The following is a 13,587-nucleotide window of genomic DNA, read 5'->3' as shown; positions in this document are numbered from 1 at the left end:
AGAGGATCTTCCGGCTTCCGGGCGAGTTCTGTATCAGCCATTGATACGCGCGCACCACCCGTCACCCCGGTCTGCGAGAATTGAGCCTGTGATCTCCCGAATCGATCTGCGCGGCGACGCCCTTCCCGAGGGCCCCGCCCTGCGCGACCTGCTGCCCCGAGCCGACTTCGACGTTCAGGCCGCACTGGAGAAGGTGCGCCCGATCTGCGAAGCCGTGCATCATCGCGGGGACGCGGCGCTGATCGACTTCGCGGAGCGGTTCGACGGGGTACGGCTGGAATCCGTCCGCGTGCCGGCCACGGCCCTCGCGGACGCGCTCGCGGCCCTCGACCCGGCGGTCCGCGCGGCCCTTCAGGAGTCGATCCGCCGCGCCCGCCTCGTCCACCGTGAGCAGCGCCGTACGACGCACACGACCCAGGTCGTGCCCGGCGGGTCGGTGACCGAGAAGTGGGTGCCGGTCGAACGGGTCGGGCTGTACGCGCCGGGCGGACGCTCGGTCTACCCGTCCTCCGTGATCATGAACGCGGTGCCCGCGCAGGAGGCGGGCGTCGCCTCGATCGCCCTCGCCTCCCCGGCCCAGGCGGAGTTCGGCGGGCTGCCGCACCCGACGATCCTGGCCGCCTGCGCGCTGCTCGGCGTCGACGAGGTGTACGCGGCGGGCGGCGCGACCGCGGTCGCGATGTTCGCCTACGGCACCGAGTCCTGCGCCCCCGTGAACATGGTCACCGGCCCCGGCAACATCTGGGTCGCCGCCGCCAAGCGGTTCTTCACCGGCCGGATCGGCATCGACGCCGAGGCCGGGCCCACCGAGATCGCGATCCTCGCGGACGACACCGCCGACCCGGTGCACGTGGCGGCGGACCTGATCAGCCAGGCCGAGCACGACCCGCTGGCCGCGGCCGTGCTGGTCACCGACTCGGTCGAGCTGGCCGACGCCGTGGACAAGGAACTGGCGCCGCAGGTCGCGGCCACCAAGCACGTCGACGACCGGATCGCCCCGGCGCTCGGCGGCAAGCAGTCCGCGATCGTGCTGGTCGACGGCGTCGAGGAGGGCCTTCGGGTGGTCGACGCGTACGGCGCCGAGCACCTGGAGATCCAGACTGCCGACGCCGCCGCCGTCGCCGACCGGGTCAAGAACGCCGGCGCGATCTTCATCGGCCCCTGGGCGCCGGTGTCCCTGGGCGACTACGCGGCCGGATCCAACCACGTCCTGCCGACCGGAGGCTGCGCCTGCCACTCCTCCGGCCTGTCCGTCCAGTCCTTCCTGCGCGGCATCCACATCGTCGACTACACCAGGGACGCGCTGGCCGAGGTCGCACACCACGTGGTCACCCTGGCGGAGGCGGAGGACCTGCCCGCGCACGGCGCGGCCGTCAAGGCGAGGTTCGGCTGGAAGGTACCGACGAGCAAGTGAACCCCGGAATCGACGATCTCCCCGTACGGGACGAGCTGCGCGGCAAGTCCCCCTATGGCGCGCCCCAGTTGGACGTCCCCGTACGGCTGAACACGAACGAGAACCCATACCCGCTGCCCGAGCCGCTGGTCGAGCGGATCGCCGAGCGGGTGCGCGCCGCGGCCCGCGACCTGAACCGCTACCCCGACCGGGACGCGGTCCAACTGCGCACGGAGCTGGCCAAGTACCTGACGCGGACCGGTGGATACCCGCTCGGCATCGAGAACGTCTGGGCGGCCAACGGCTCCAACGAGGTCATCCAGCAGCTGTTGCAGACCTTCGGCGGCCCCGGGCGCACGGCGATCGGCTTCGAGCCGTCCTACTCGATGCACTCGCTCATCGCACGCGGCACCGGCACGGGCTGGATCTCCGGCCCCCGCACCGAGGACTTCACGATCGACCTCACCGCCGCCGAGCGGGCGATCGCCGAGCACCGCCCGGACGTCGTCTTCATCACCACCCCCAACAACCCCACCGGCAACGCGGTTCCGCCCGAGACGGTCCGCGCGCTGTACGACGCGGCGCAGGCGGCCAAGCCGTCCATGGTGATCGTGGACGAGGCGTACATCGAGTTCAGCCACGGCGACTCGCTGCTGCCGCTGCTCGCGGGCCGGCCGCACCTGGTCGTCTCGCGGACCATGTCCAAGGCGTTCGGCGCGGCCGGGCTGCGGCTCGGCTACCTGGCCGCGCACCCGGCGGTGGTGGACGCCGTCCAACTCGTCCGGCTGCCGTACCACCTGTCGGCGATCACCCAGGCGACCGCGCTGGCCGCCCTGGAACACACCGACACGCTGCTGAAGTACGTCGAGCGGCTGAAGGACGAGCGGGACCGGCTGGTGCGCGAACTGCGCGCCATCGGCTACGCCGTCACGGAGTCCGACGCGAACTTCGTGCAGTTCGGGCGGTTCTCCGACGCGCACATGGCCTGGCAGCGGATCCTCGACCGGGGCGTCCTGGTCCGGGACAACGGCGTACCGGGATGGCTGCGGGTGTCCGCCGGAACCCCTCAGGAGAACGACGCGTTCCTCGACGCGGTACGTGAGTTGAAGAAGGAGCAGAGTTCATGAACCGCGAAGGGCGCGTCGGACGCGTCGAACGCACCACCAAGGAGACCTCGGTCCTGGTCGAGATCGGTCTCGACGGCACCGGGCGCACCGACATCGCCACCGGCGTCGGCTTCTACGACCACATGCTCGACCAGCTCGGACGGCACGGACTGTTCGACCTGACCGTGAAGACCGACGGCGACCTGCACATCGACTCCCACCACACCATCGAGGACACCGCCCTCGCGCTCGGCGCCGCGTTCAAGCGGGCGCTCGGCGACAAGGTGGGCATCTACCGCTTCGGCAACTGCACGGTCCCGCTGGACGAATCCCTCGCCCAGGTCACCGTCGACCTCTCCGGCCGCCCCTACCTGGTGCACACCGAGCCCGAGAACATGGCGCCGATGATCGGCGAGTACGACACCACGATGACCCGGCACATCCTGGAGTCCTTCGTCGCCCAGGCGCAGATCGCGCTGCACGTGCACGTGCCCTACGGGCGCAACGCGCACCACATCGTGGAGTGCCAGTTCAAGGCGCTGGCACGGGCCCTGCGCTACGCGAGCGAGCGGGATCCGCGCGCCGCCGGCATCCTCCCGTCCACGAAGGGTGCCCTGTAGACCATGAACGGACTGTCCACCCTGCTGATCGTCGTCGGCCTGTTCCTCGTCGGCGGCATCATCTCCTTCGTCAAGCAGAAGATGCCCGCCAGCCTGATCGTGCTGGTGTCCATCGGCGCCGCGATGTGCCTGGTCGCCGGCGTGCTGCGGCTGGAGGTGTGGAATTGAGCGCAGCCCGCAAGGTCGTCGTCTTCGACTACGGCTTCGGCAACGTGCGCTCCGCCGAGCGCGCCCTCGCCCGCGCGGGAGCCGACGTCGAGATCACCCGTGACTTCGACAGGGCGATGAACGCGGACGGCCTGCTGGTGCCCGGCGTCGGCGCCTTCGCCGCCTGCATGCGGGGGCTGCGCGCCGCCCGCGGCGACTGGGTGATCGACCGCAGGCTGTCCGGCGGGCGCCCGGTGCTGGGCATCTGCGTCGGCATGCAGATCCTGTTCGCGCGCGGCATCGAGCACGGCGTGGAGACCGAGGGCCTTGACGAGTGGCCCGGCTCCGTCGAGCCGCTTCAGGCGGAGGTCGTGCCGCACATGGGCTGGAACACCGTGACCGTGCCGCCCGGCTCCGAGCTGTTCGCCGGCCTGGACGCGGACGCCCGCTTCTACTTCGTGCACTCCTACGCCGTCCACGAGTGGACCCTGCAGACGCGCGACACCCGGCTGCACGCCCCCAAGGTGACCTGGTCGGCGCACGGCAAGCCGTTCGTTGCGGCCGTCGAGAACGGCGCCCTGTGGGCGACGCAGTTCCACCCCGAGAAGTCCGGCGACGCCGGAGCCCAGCTCCTCACCAACTGGATCGGAACACTGTGAGCAAGCTCGAACTCCTTCCCGCCGTCGACGTCCGGGACGGCCAGGCGGTCCGCCTCGTGCACGGCGAGTCAGGGACCGAGACCTCGTACGGCTCCCCGCTGGAGGCCGCCCTCGCCTGGCAGCGCTCGGGCGCCGAGTGGCTGCACCTGGTCGACCTGGACGCCGCGTTCGGCACCGGTGACAACCGTGCGCTGATCGCCGAGGTCGCGGGCGCCATGGACATCAAGGTGGAACTGTCCGGCGGCATCCGGGACGACGCCACCCTCGCCGCCGCCCTCGCCACCGGCTGCACCCGGGTGAACCTCGGCACCGCCGCCCTGGAGAGCCCCGCATGGGTCGCCGGGGTGATCGCCGAGCACGGCGACCGGATCGCGGTCGGCCTGGACGTCCGCGGCACCACGCTGCGCGGGCGCGGCTGGACCCGGGACGGCGGCGACCTCTACGAGACGCTGGCACGCCTCGACAAGGAGGGCTGCGCCCGCTACGTCGTCACCGACATCGCCAAGGACGGCACGCTGCAGGGCCCGAACCTGGAACTGCTGAAGAACGTCTGCGCGGCCACCGACCGCCCGGTCGTGGCCTCCGGAGGCGTGTCCTCGCTGGACGACCTGCGGGCCATCGCCCAGCTGGTGCCCCTCGGTGTCGAGGGCGCCATCGTCGGGAAGGCCCTGTACGCGAAGGCGTTCACCCTCGAAGAGGCCCTGGAGGCTGTGTCGTCATGACGTCCGAAGCCGTGCGGCGCGCACAGAGCGGAAGTCCCTGGGAAGAGAGCTTCGGCTTCGCACGCGCCGTCGCGGCGGGCGACCGCGTGCTGGTGGCGGGCACCACGGCCTTCAAGGGCCCGGTGCTGCACGGGGAGGGCGACCCCTACGAGCAGGCGAAGGTGGCCTTCACCAGCGCGCTGGAGGCGATCGCCGAGTTCGGTCTTGGGCCCGCCTCGGTGATCAGGACCCGGATGTACCTCACCCATTCGCGCGACGTCGACGAGGTGGGCCGCGCCCACAAGGAACTGTTCGACTCCGTGCGCCCGGCCTCGACCCTGCTGGTCGTGGCGGGCTTCGTCGACCCGCGCATCCTGGTCGAAGTGGAACTGGAGGCTTTCCGGGGCCACCATGGGCAACAAGCAGCAAGAGGAGCCGTGGATTCATGACCCTGGCGGTCCGAGTCATCCCCTGCCTGGACGTGGACAACGGCCGGGTCGTCAAGGGCGTCAACTTCCAGAACCTGCGCGACGCGGGCGACCCCGTCGAGATGGCCAAGGTGTACGACGCCGAGGGCGCCGACGAGCTGACCTTCCTGGACATCACCGCCTCCTCGGGCAACCGGGAGACGACGCACGACGTGGTGCGCCGCACCGCCGAGCAGGTGTTCATCCCGCTCACGGTCGGCGGCGGCGTGCGCACCGCCGAGGACGTGGACAAGCTGCTGCGGGCGGGCGCCGACAAGGTGGGCGTGAACACCGCGGCGATCGCGCGCCCCGAGCTGATCCGCGAGATCGCCGAGCGGTTCGGGCGCCAGGTGCTGGTCCTCTCCGTCGACGCGCGCCGCGCCCCGGCGGGCGGCTTCGAGGTCACCACCCACGGCGGGCGCCGCGGCACCGGCATCGACGCCGTCGAATGGGCGCACCGGGCCGCCGAGCTGGGCGCGGGGGAGATCCTGCTCAACTCCATGGACGCGGACGGCACGAAGGACGGCTACGACCTGGAGATGATCGCGGCCGTACGCAAGCACGTCACCGTGCCGGTCATCGCCTCCGGCGGCGCGGGCAAGCTGGCGGACTTCGCGCCGGCCGTCGCCTCCGGCGCCGACGCGGTCCTCGCGGCCTCCGTCTTCCACTTCGGCGACCTCCGCATCGCCCAGGTCAAACAAGCCCTCCAAAAAGCAGGCCACCCAGTCCGCTGACGCTCCGCCGGGCGAGATGTACCGGCGCTGCCTCGCCGAGCGGGCCGGCTGGAGTGCTGAGTGGAATGCCGCCGCGCCGGACAGCGAGGTGCTTGTCAGGCTCAGCGCTGCCGAACGTGAGCAACCGGGCGCGGAGTTGATGGCACTGCCGCGCCGGTACGAGGAGAAGAGCCGGTCCGCCGAAGCCGCCGGTGACACCGCGGGGCGCGAGAACGTCGCGCTGCACGTGTACGGGTTCCCGTTCCGCGTCTGACGTTCCGCGTCCGACAGTCCGCGTCCGAGTTGCCGTCCTAGTCTCCGCGCCCCAGAGAGGCCGCCGCCTTGTCCACCGTCACCGGCCTGCCCGCCGCGCCCGGCACCGGCGCGGCACGCCCCGCCCACCGCGACCCCAACGTCCTGCGCTGGCTGGGCGCCTACACCTGCTCCATGCTCGGCGACAACATCTACTACCTCGCGCTGTCCTGGGCCGCCGTCCAGGCCGGGACGCCCGCCCAGGCGGGCCTCGTCACCTCGGCCAGCGCCCTGCCGCGGGCCCTGCTGATGCTGGTGGGCGGCGTCGTCGCCGACCGGTTCGGGCCGCGCCGGGTCGTCATCGGCAGCGACGCGGTGCGCTGCGCGGCCGTCGTCGCGGTGGCCGCGCTGCTCCTGCTCACCAGTCCGGGACTCTGGCCGCTGGCCCTGCTCGCCCTGGTCTTCGGCACCGTCGACGCCGTGTTCATGCCCGCCGTGGGCGCCCTCCCGGCCCGGATCACCGGCAAGGACCAACTGGCCCGGGTGCAGGGCATGCGCGGGCTGTCCATTCGCTTCGCGAGCGTCGTCGGCGCCCCGCTCGGCGGCCTCGGCGTGGCGCTCGGCGGCGCGGCGGCCGCGTTCGGCCTCGCGGGCCTGCTCATCGCCGTGTCGGTACCGCTGCTGATCTCGGTACGGTTCCGCCCCCTGCCGAGCGACGAAACGAGCCCCGGCCGGGGCGCCGCACCGATACCCGAGCCGCGTGCCTCGGAACCGCGCCCGGCCGAGCCACATGGCGCCGAGCCGCCCGTCGCCGAGCCACATGGTGCTGCGCCACATGGCGGGAACACATATGCCGCCGCGCCACCTGGCGCCGCGCCGCAGCCTGTGGGCGAAGCCCATGTCGCCGAGGCCCATGTCGCTGAGGCCCATGTCGTTGAGCCACATGTCGTTGAAGGGCGTTCTGCCGAGCCGCTTGCCGCCGAGTCGCGAGCCGCCGAGCGGGCCGACGGGCCCGCCGCCCGGTCGCGGGCCTGGGGAGACCTGGTGGCCGGGCTGCGCTACATCCGCGGGCACCGGGTGCTGGCCCCGCTGATGGCGGCCATCGCGCTCGGCGACTTCGGCTTCGTCGGCCCGCTCAACATCGGCCTGACCCTGCTGGCCGACCGGCGCGGCTGGGGCGCGTCCGGGATGGGCTGGGTGCTCGCCGGCTTCGGCACCGGCGCGGCCGCCGTGTCGCTGCTGCTGGCCGTCCGGGGCCGACTGCCACGGGCCGGCCTGGTCGCCGGGTACGCCATCCTCGCGGGCTCCGTCGCGATCGGCGCCCTCGCCTATGTCCCGCACCTCGTCGCCGCCGTCGGCGTGGCCCTGCTCGTCGGGCTGTTCGCAGGGCTCAGCGGCGCCCTGTGCGGCGCCCTGCTGCAGACCCAGACCGACCCCGCCTACCTGGGTCGCGTCACCGCGGTCGCCGGCCTGGTCAGCCTCGGCCTCGCCCCGCTGAGCATGCCGGTCGCGGCGGCCGCGATCGGAGCGTGGGGCCCCGGCCCGGTGTTCGTCGTCAGCGCCACGGTCTGCGGGCTCGGCGGCGTCGTCGCCCTGTCCGTACCGGGCCTACGCCGGGCGCAACTCCCCGGCTGACATCCCGGACCGCCCACCCAGCCGCACGCCTGACACCGACGCACCGTGCCGGGAGAGGGGAGGCCCAGCATGCCTCGACCGCCCCACGGGGACATCCGCCGCCTCCACGACATCGGGGACGCCCGACGACACCGGCGCGACCGAAACCAGCACCCTTTGTAGACCCCTCAGCCACCACCCGCCAAGCCCCGCCACACCCCGGACGCCCCGCAGAAGCCCTTACGGGAAGCGCTTGGCGTACCCCCCAAGACCCGCCCCCCTCCGCGACTTCTGTAGGTGGCGCCTGGCGCGCTCCAGGGAGTGCGTCGGCGTCCCCTGGAGAGCCCGGGTGCGCCGTGACGTCCCCTTGACGGCTCCCGGCGGCCCAAATGGTGCGTCGGCGTCCTCTGCGGAGGGGTGCCTGGCACGCTGCGGGCGTCCCGTTGACGACCTTCCGGCGGAGGGGCGCCGGCGTGGCTCAGATGCCCAGTTGCTTGGACTCCCGGAGCTTGGCGATCGCGTTCTCGTCGCCTGTGAGGTCCACCTTCGCCGCGCTCTGCCGGCCGAACGCGAACAGCAGCAGCTCGGAGGGCTCGCCCGTCGCCGTCACCACCGGCGCGCCCCGGTGGGCGACCGCCGTCTGGCCGTCGGGGCGGCGCAGCACGAGGCCGGTCGGCACGCCCCGGCCCAGCAGCCGGGCGGTGCGCTCCAGCCGGGACCACAGGGCCTCCTGGAAGACGGGGTCCAACTCGCGCGGCGTCCAGTCCGGCTGGGCCCGGCGGACGTCCTCCGTGTGGACGTAGAACTCGACGGTGTTGGCGGCCTCGTCGATCTGCTTGAGCTGGAAGGGGGAAAAGCGCGGCGGGCCGGTACGGATCAGCCGGATCAGCTCCTCGTACGGCTTCGCCGCGTACTCGTCCATCACCTTCTGCAGGCGCGCCGCGAGCTGCTTGACCAGCGCACCCCCGGCGGCGTCCGGGCGGCGCTCGCGCACCACCACGTGCGCGGCCAGATCACGGGTCTGCCAGCCCTCGCAGAGGGTCGGCGCCTCGGGGCCGGTGGTTTCCAAGAGGTCGGCGAGCAGAAGCCGTTCACGCTTGGCGAAGGTCGACATACCGTCAGCCTACGACCAGGATCCGGCTCCGCCCACCCGTCGCCCACCGCACCACCCCCGCGCGCCCACCCACTGGACAACTCGCGGCGCTGTCGGTGCCGCGCGGCACAATGGCATCCATGACCAGCTCGCCCCAGCCCAGCAGCCTCGATCCGGAGATCGCGGCGCGCCTCAAGCGCAGCGCCGACGGGCTCCTGCCCGCCATCGCCCAGCAGTACGACACCGGAGAGGTGCTGATGCTGGGCTGGATGGACGACGAGGCGCTGCATCGCACGCTGACCACCGGCCGCTGCACCTACTGGTCCCGCAGCCGCCGCGAGTACTGGGTCAAGGGCGACACATCGGGGCACGTCCAGTGGGTGAAGTCGGTCTCCCTCGACTGCGACGCCGACACCGTGCTGGTCAAGGTCGACCAGGTGGGCGCCGCCTGCCACACCGGCGCCCGCACCTGCTTCGACGCCGACGTGCTCCTCAAGGACCCCGCCCCCGGCGCGTCGCCCACGGAGTCCGGCTCCCCGCGGGCGCGCTCGAACAGCGCGGGCCAGTAGGGTCGGCCGCCATGGATCTTGAGACGTTCCGCAAGCTGGCCGGCGACCGGCGGGTCATCCCGGTCACCCGCAAGCTCCTCGCCGACGGCGACACCCCGGTCGCCCTGTACCGCAAGCTCGCCGCCGAGCGCCCCGGCACCTTCCTGCTGGAGTCCGCGGAGAACGGCCGCGCCGCGTTTCAGTGGTCCCGCTACTCCTTCGTGGGCGTCCGGTCGGCCGCGACCCTGACCGAGCGGGACGGACGGGCCCACTGGCTCGGCACCCCGCCCGTCGGCGTCCCCACCGACGGCGACCCGCTGACCGCCCTGCGCGCCACGATCGAGGCCCTGCACACGCCCCGGGACCTCGCCCACGACCTGGGCCTGCCGCCCTTCACCGGAGGCATGGTCGGCTACCTCGGCTACGACATCGTCCGCCGCCTGGAGCGGATCGGACCAGGCGAGCGCGACGACCTGAAGCTCCCCGAGCTGACCATGCTGCTCACCAGCGACCTGGCCGTCATGGACCACTGGGAGGGCACGGTCCTGCTGATCGCCAACGCGATCAACCACAACGACCTCGACACCGGAGTCGACGAGGCCCACGCCGACGCCGTGGCCCGCCTGGACGCCATGGAGGCCGACCTCTGCCGCCCGGTCGCCCAGCCCCCCGCGGTGCTGCCGCCGTCCGAGCTGCCCCCGTACACCGCGCGCTGGGGCGGCCCCGACTTCCAGGCGGCCGTCGAGGACGTCAAGGAGCGCATCCGGGCCGGCGAGGCATTCCAGGTCGTCCCCTCACAGCGCTTCGAGACGCCCTGCACGGCGAGCGCGCTGGACGTCTACCGGGTCCTGAGGGCCACCAACCCGTCCCCGTACATGTATCTGTTCCGGCTGCCCGACGGGTCCGGGGGCGCCTTCGACGTGGTCGGCTCGTCGCCCGAGGCGCTGGTCAAGGTCGAGGACGGCCGGGCCATGGTGCACCCCATCGCCGGCACCAGGCCGCGCGGCGCCACCCCGCAGGAAGACCAGGCGCTCGCCGACGAACTGCTCGCCGACCCCAAGGAGCGCGCCGAGCACCTGATGCTCGTCGACCTCGGGCGCAACGACCTCGGCCGGGTCTGCGAGCCCGGCTCGGTCGAGGTCGTCGACTTCATGTCCATCGAGCGGTACTCGCACGTCATGCACATCGTCTCCACGGTCACCGGCCGGGTCGCCGCAGGCCGCACCGCCTTCGACGTGCTGACGGCGTGCTTCCCCGCGGGCACCCTCTCCGGGGCGCCCAAGCCCCGCGCCCTGCAGATCATCGACGAACTCGAACCGTCCCGGCGCGGCCTGTACGGCGGCTGCGTCGGCTACCTGGACTTCGCGGGCGACTCCGACACGGCCATCGCGATCCGTACGGCGCTGCTGCGCGACGGCACCGCCTACGTCCAGGCCGGCGCGGGCGTCGTCGCCGACTCCGACCCGGTCGCCGAGGACCAGGAGTGCCGCAACAAGGCGGCGGCGGTGCTCCGCGCGGTGCACACGGCGAACCGTCTCGGAAGGCGCTGAGTGAACCCCGGGTGACGTAACTCCCGGGGTTCAGGCGATAGTGGAGTACGTGACAGCCGTACCTCACCCCCGTTCCGAAGCCGCGGGAGCCGCCTGGGCGGGCCGTCGGAGCCTCGCCGTGGCGTTGCTGTGCGGCGCGCTCGGCGCCGCCGTGGCGCTGCTCGCCACGCGCCAGCGCTGGGCGGAGGGCACCGCCACGGTGGCCGGCGGCGCCTTCCCGCTCACCGCGAAGGGCAGCGACGTGACGGGCGTCCCCGCGGCCCTCGCCATAGTGGGCCTCGCCGCCCTCGTCGCCGTCTTCGCCGTCCGCAGGGCCGGCCGGCTCGCGGTCGCCGCCCTGCTCGCGCTGTCCGGCGCCGGCACGGTCGCCGCCGCCCTGACCGGCGCGTCCGACGGCTCCGCGCTCGACGAGAAGGCCGCCGAGGCCACCGGCGACACCTCCGCGGGCGTCGCCGCCCTCAGCCATACGGCCTGGCCCTACGTGGCCGCCGTGGGCGGTGTGCTGCTCCTGCTCGCCGGGCTCCTCGCGCTGCGCTACGGCCGGCTGTGGCCCGCCATGTCCGGCCGCTACGAGCGCGGCACGGCGCGCCCGCGGCGCGCTGCCGCGGCCGTCGACCCCGATCGGCCCGAGGACCTGTGGAAGGCGTTGGACCGCGGCGAAGACCCAACGTAGGCGCTCCGCTGGGTTGGCCGTGATACGTCGGCTGCGGCTGCGGGTGCGGTGTGGGTTCGGGCCGTGACGCGTTGTGGTTCGCTGCGGGTGCGTTGTGGCTGGTCGCGCAGTTCCCCGCGCCCCTTTCGGGGCTTGGGGTGCGGTGCGTCCTCGCGCCCCTTTGGGGCGGTGTGTGGGGAGGTGTGGCGAAGTAGACGTTCGGTGGGGGCCACCCCTGCTCACTGGTGGGTCGGCCGTACGGGACAATGGGCGGTGATGAGCGTCCGGCTCACACACGCATACAGCAACGAGGAGCAAGCAATGGCGGGCAGCAGCCACGGTCACACCCCGGCCGCCTGGACCGGTGTCATCATCGCCTTCATCGGGTTCTGCGTCGCGGGCGCCTTCATGGTGATGGCACAGCCGATCGGTTTCTGGGCTGGCATGGCGATCGTGGCGCTCGGCGGTGTCGTCGGCGCCATCATGCGCTCCTTGGGCCTCGGTCAGCCCAAAGACGTCCACGCGGTCCCGCAGACCCGGGCCGCGGTGACGCCCGAGCCCGCCGGCGTCGAGAGCTGACCCGGCGCGACCGCCTCGTCGACGACCTCGTGAGGGGCGCCACGGCACCGTACCGGCCGCCGCGGCGCCCCTCACGCGCGTCCACGGCCGCAAGGGGGACAATGCGAGACGTGAACGCCGACAGTGAGCACCTTGCGCCGCGCGCGGGCCGCGCGGGCGTCCTCGGCCGGCTGGCGGTCCCCGCGGGGCTCCTCGCGGCCGTCGCCGGGGCCTTCGCGTACGTCGCGACAGTGGACCCGAACGAACCCGGCCACTACCCGGTGTGCCCGCTGTACGGCTACACCGGCCTGTACTGCCCCGGCTGCGGCGGACTGCGCAGCGCGCACGCCTTCATCCACGGGGACCTCACGGCCGCGCTCCAGGCCAACGCCCCGGCCGTCGCCGCCTACCTGGCCTTCGCCGCCCTGTGGACCGTCTGGGTGATCCGCGCGGTGCGCGGGCGGCCGATGCGGCTCGCGCTCGGGCCGGTGCACCTGTGGAGCCTCGGAGCCGTACTGCTGGCCTTCACCATTGTCCGGAACCTGCCGTTCGGTGGCTGGCTGCATCCTTGATCAACTGGGCGGCGTCCAGGTAGTGGGACCGGCGCCGACCGGATGCGGGGCCTTCGCCGCCCTGCGGATACCATCGCAGTGACCACGGGTTTCCGACCCGCAGGAACCACCGGCTGGAAGGGGGCCGCTCGCGTGAGTGTGCTCGACGAGATCATCGACGGAGTCCGTGCCGACCTGGCGGATCGGCAGGCGCGCGTCAGCCTCGACGAGCTCAAGGAGCGCGCGGCGAAGGCTCCGGCGGCCAAGGACGGGGCGGCCGCCCTGCGCGGCGACGGCGTCAAGGTCATCTGCGAGGTCAAGCGCTCCAGCCCGTCCAAGGGCGCGCTGGCCGCGATCGCCGATCCGGCCGGGCTCGCCGCCGACTACGAGGCGGGCGGCGCGGCCGTCATCTCCGTCCTCACCGAGCAGCGCCGCTTCGGCGGCTCGCTCGCCGACCTGGAGGCCGTCCGGGCCCGCGTGGACATCCCGGTGCTGCGCAAGGACTTCATCGTCACCTCGTACCAGCTGTGGGAGGCCCGGGCGTACGGCGCCGACCTCGCGCTGCTGATCGTCGCCGCCCTCGACCAGCCGGCCCTGGAGTCGCTGATCGAGCGGGCCGTCTCCATCGGACTCACCCCGCTCGTCGAGGTGCACGACGAGGACGAGGTGGACCGCGCGGTGGACGCGGGCGCCAAGGTGATCGGCGTCAACGCGCGCAACCTGAAGACCCTGGAGGTCGACCGGGGCACGTTCGAGCGGGTGGCCCCGGAGATCCCGGACAGCGTGGTCAGGGTCGCCGAGTCCGGAGTCCGCGGCCCGCACGACCTGATCGCCTACGCCAACGCGGGCGCCGACGCGGTCCTGGTCGGCGAGTCCCTGGTGACCGGGCGCGACCCCAGGACGGCGGTCGCCGACCTGGTGGCGGCGGGCGAGCACCCCGCGCTGCGGCACGGCCGGGGCTGA

The 13,587-nt window shown here is 72.9% G+C and carries 17 protein-coding genes; 16 read left to right on the top strand and 1 reads right to left on the bottom strand.

The features are described from left to right. Positions 1 to 88 precede the first annotated feature (88 nt). From hisD to AC27LF_RS16525, 10 genes are all read left to right on the top strand, one after another. On the top strand, positions 89 to 1,414 hold the full coding sequence (hisD, locus tag AC27LF_RS16570; protein ID WP_479657666.1) for a histidinol dehydrogenase: 1,326 nt from the start codon (positions 89 to 91) through the stop codon (positions 1,412 to 1,414). Further along, positions 1,411 to 2,520 (top strand): histidinol-phosphate transaminase, encoded by a 1,110-nt coding sequence (locus tag AC27LF_RS16565; RefSeq protein ID WP_479657665.1) that lies wholly within the window; start codon positions 1,411 to 1,413, stop codon positions 2,518 to 2,520. The genes hisD and AC27LF_RS16565 overlap by 4 nt, the downstream gene beginning before the upstream one ends. Further along, positions 2,517 to 3,119 (top strand): imidazoleglycerol-phosphate dehydratase HisB, encoded by a 603-nt coding sequence (gene hisB / locus AC27LF_RS16560; RefSeq protein ID WP_479657664.1) that lies wholly within the window; start codon positions 2,517 to 2,519, stop codon positions 3,117 to 3,119. Before AC27LF_RS16565 ends, hisB begins: the two co-directional genes overlap by 4 nt. Before the next feature lie 3 nt (positions 3,120 to 3,122). After that, positions 3,123 to 3,287 carry a hypothetical protein gene (locus AC27LF_RS16555; RefSeq protein WP_351735472.1) on the top strand — a complete coding sequence of 55 codons (165 nt, stop codon included), beginning with the start codon at positions 3,123 to 3,125 and terminating at the stop codon, positions 3,285 to 3,287. Further along, a complete protein-coding gene (hisH, locus tag AC27LF_RS16550; protein ID WP_479657663.1) occupies positions 3,284 to 3,925 on the top strand; it encodes an imidazole glycerol phosphate synthase subunit HisH in 642 nt (213 codons plus the stop codon). Before AC27LF_RS16555 ends, hisH begins: the two co-directional genes overlap by 4 nt. Further along, positions 3,922 to 4,647 (top strand): bifunctional 1-(5-phosphoribosyl)-5-((5-phosphoribosylamino)methylideneamino)imidazole-4-carboxamide isomerase/phosphoribosylanthranilate isomerase PriA, encoded by a 726-nt coding sequence (priA, locus tag AC27LF_RS16545; protein ID WP_479657662.1) that lies wholly within the window; start codon positions 3,922 to 3,924, stop codon positions 4,645 to 4,647. Before hisH ends, priA begins: the two co-directional genes overlap by 4 nt. Further along, on the top strand, positions 4,644 to 5,075 hold the full coding sequence (locus AC27LF_RS16540; RefSeq protein WP_479657661.1) for a RidA family protein: 432 nt from the start codon (positions 4,644 to 4,646) through the stop codon (positions 5,073 to 5,075). Before priA ends, AC27LF_RS16540 begins: the two co-directional genes overlap by 4 nt. Then, positions 5,072 to 5,827 (top strand): imidazole glycerol phosphate synthase subunit HisF, encoded by a 756-nt coding sequence (hisF, locus tag AC27LF_RS16535; RefSeq protein ID WP_479657660.1) that lies wholly within the window; start codon positions 5,072 to 5,074, stop codon positions 5,825 to 5,827. The genes AC27LF_RS16540 and hisF overlap by 4 nt, the downstream gene beginning before the upstream one ends. 16 nt (positions 5,828 to 5,843) lie before the next feature. Next, entirely contained in the window at positions 5,844 to 6,080 is a 237-nt protein-coding gene (locus AC27LF_RS16530; RefSeq protein ID WP_479663589.1) for a hypothetical protein, read from the top strand. Between the two features lie 68 nt (positions 6,081 to 6,148). Then, a complete protein-coding gene (locus AC27LF_RS16525; RefSeq protein WP_479657659.1) occupies positions 6,149 to 7,693 on the top strand; it encodes an MFS transporter in 1,545 nt (514 codons plus the stop codon). A gap of 457 nt (positions 7,694 to 8,150) precedes the next feature. Here AC27LF_RS16525 and AC27LF_RS16520 read toward each other — a convergent pair whose 3' ends face one another. Next, on the bottom strand, positions 8,151 to 8,786 hold the full coding sequence (locus tag AC27LF_RS16520) for a TIGR03085 family metal-binding protein (RefSeq protein ID WP_479657658.1): 636 nt from the start codon (positions 8,784 to 8,786) through the stop codon (positions 8,151 to 8,153). A gap of 110 nt (positions 8,787 to 8,896) precedes the next feature. On the opposite strand from AC27LF_RS16520, the gene hisI reads away from it, so the two are divergent. The 6 genes from hisI to trpC all read left to right on the top strand — a co-directional run bounded on the left by hisI (position 8,897) and on the right by trpC (position 13,587). After that, positions 8,897 to 9,334, top strand: a complete 438-nt coding sequence (gene hisI, locus AC27LF_RS16515) for a phosphoribosyl-AMP cyclohydrolase (RefSeq protein WP_479657657.1) — start codon at positions 8,897 to 8,899, stop codon at positions 9,332 to 9,334. Between the two features lie 11 nt (positions 9,335 to 9,345). Beyond that, positions 9,346 to 10,863: an anthranilate synthase component I gene (locus AC27LF_RS16510; RefSeq protein ID WP_479657656.1), complete on the top strand. Its 1,518-nt coding sequence runs from the start codon at positions 9,346 to 9,348 to the stop codon at positions 10,861 to 10,863. Between the two features lie 40 nt (positions 10,864 to 10,903). Further along, positions 10,904 to 11,536, top strand: coding sequence for a TIGR02234 family membrane protein (locus tag AC27LF_RS16505; RefSeq protein ID WP_479657655.1), 633 nt, complete (start codon positions 10,904 to 10,906; stop codon positions 11,534 to 11,536). Between the two features lie 300 nt (positions 11,537 to 11,836). Beyond that, the gene (locus AC27LF_RS16500; RefSeq protein ID WP_479657718.1) at positions 11,837 to 12,094 is read left to right on the top strand and encodes an HGxxPAAW family protein; all 258 of its coding nucleotides are present in this window, start codon (positions 11,837 to 11,839) and stop codon (positions 12,092 to 12,094) included. A gap of 101 nt (positions 12,095 to 12,195) precedes the next feature. Continuing rightward, positions 12,196 to 12,645, top strand: coding sequence for a DUF2752 domain-containing protein (locus tag AC27LF_RS16495; protein ID WP_479657654.1), 450 nt, complete (start codon positions 12,196 to 12,198; stop codon positions 12,643 to 12,645). A gap of 132 nt (positions 12,646 to 12,777) precedes the next feature. Continuing rightward, complete coding sequence (gene trpC / locus AC27LF_RS16490) at positions 12,778 to 13,587, top strand: indole-3-glycerol phosphate synthase TrpC (protein ID WP_404026340.1); 810 nt, start codon at positions 12,778 to 12,780, stop codon at positions 13,585 to 13,587.

It is taken from the genome of Streptomyces diversicolor (genome assembly GCF_057537855.1).
The sequence above is the reverse complement of the archived record's forward strand: the minus strand, read 5'-3'. Positions and strand labels throughout refer to the sequence as shown.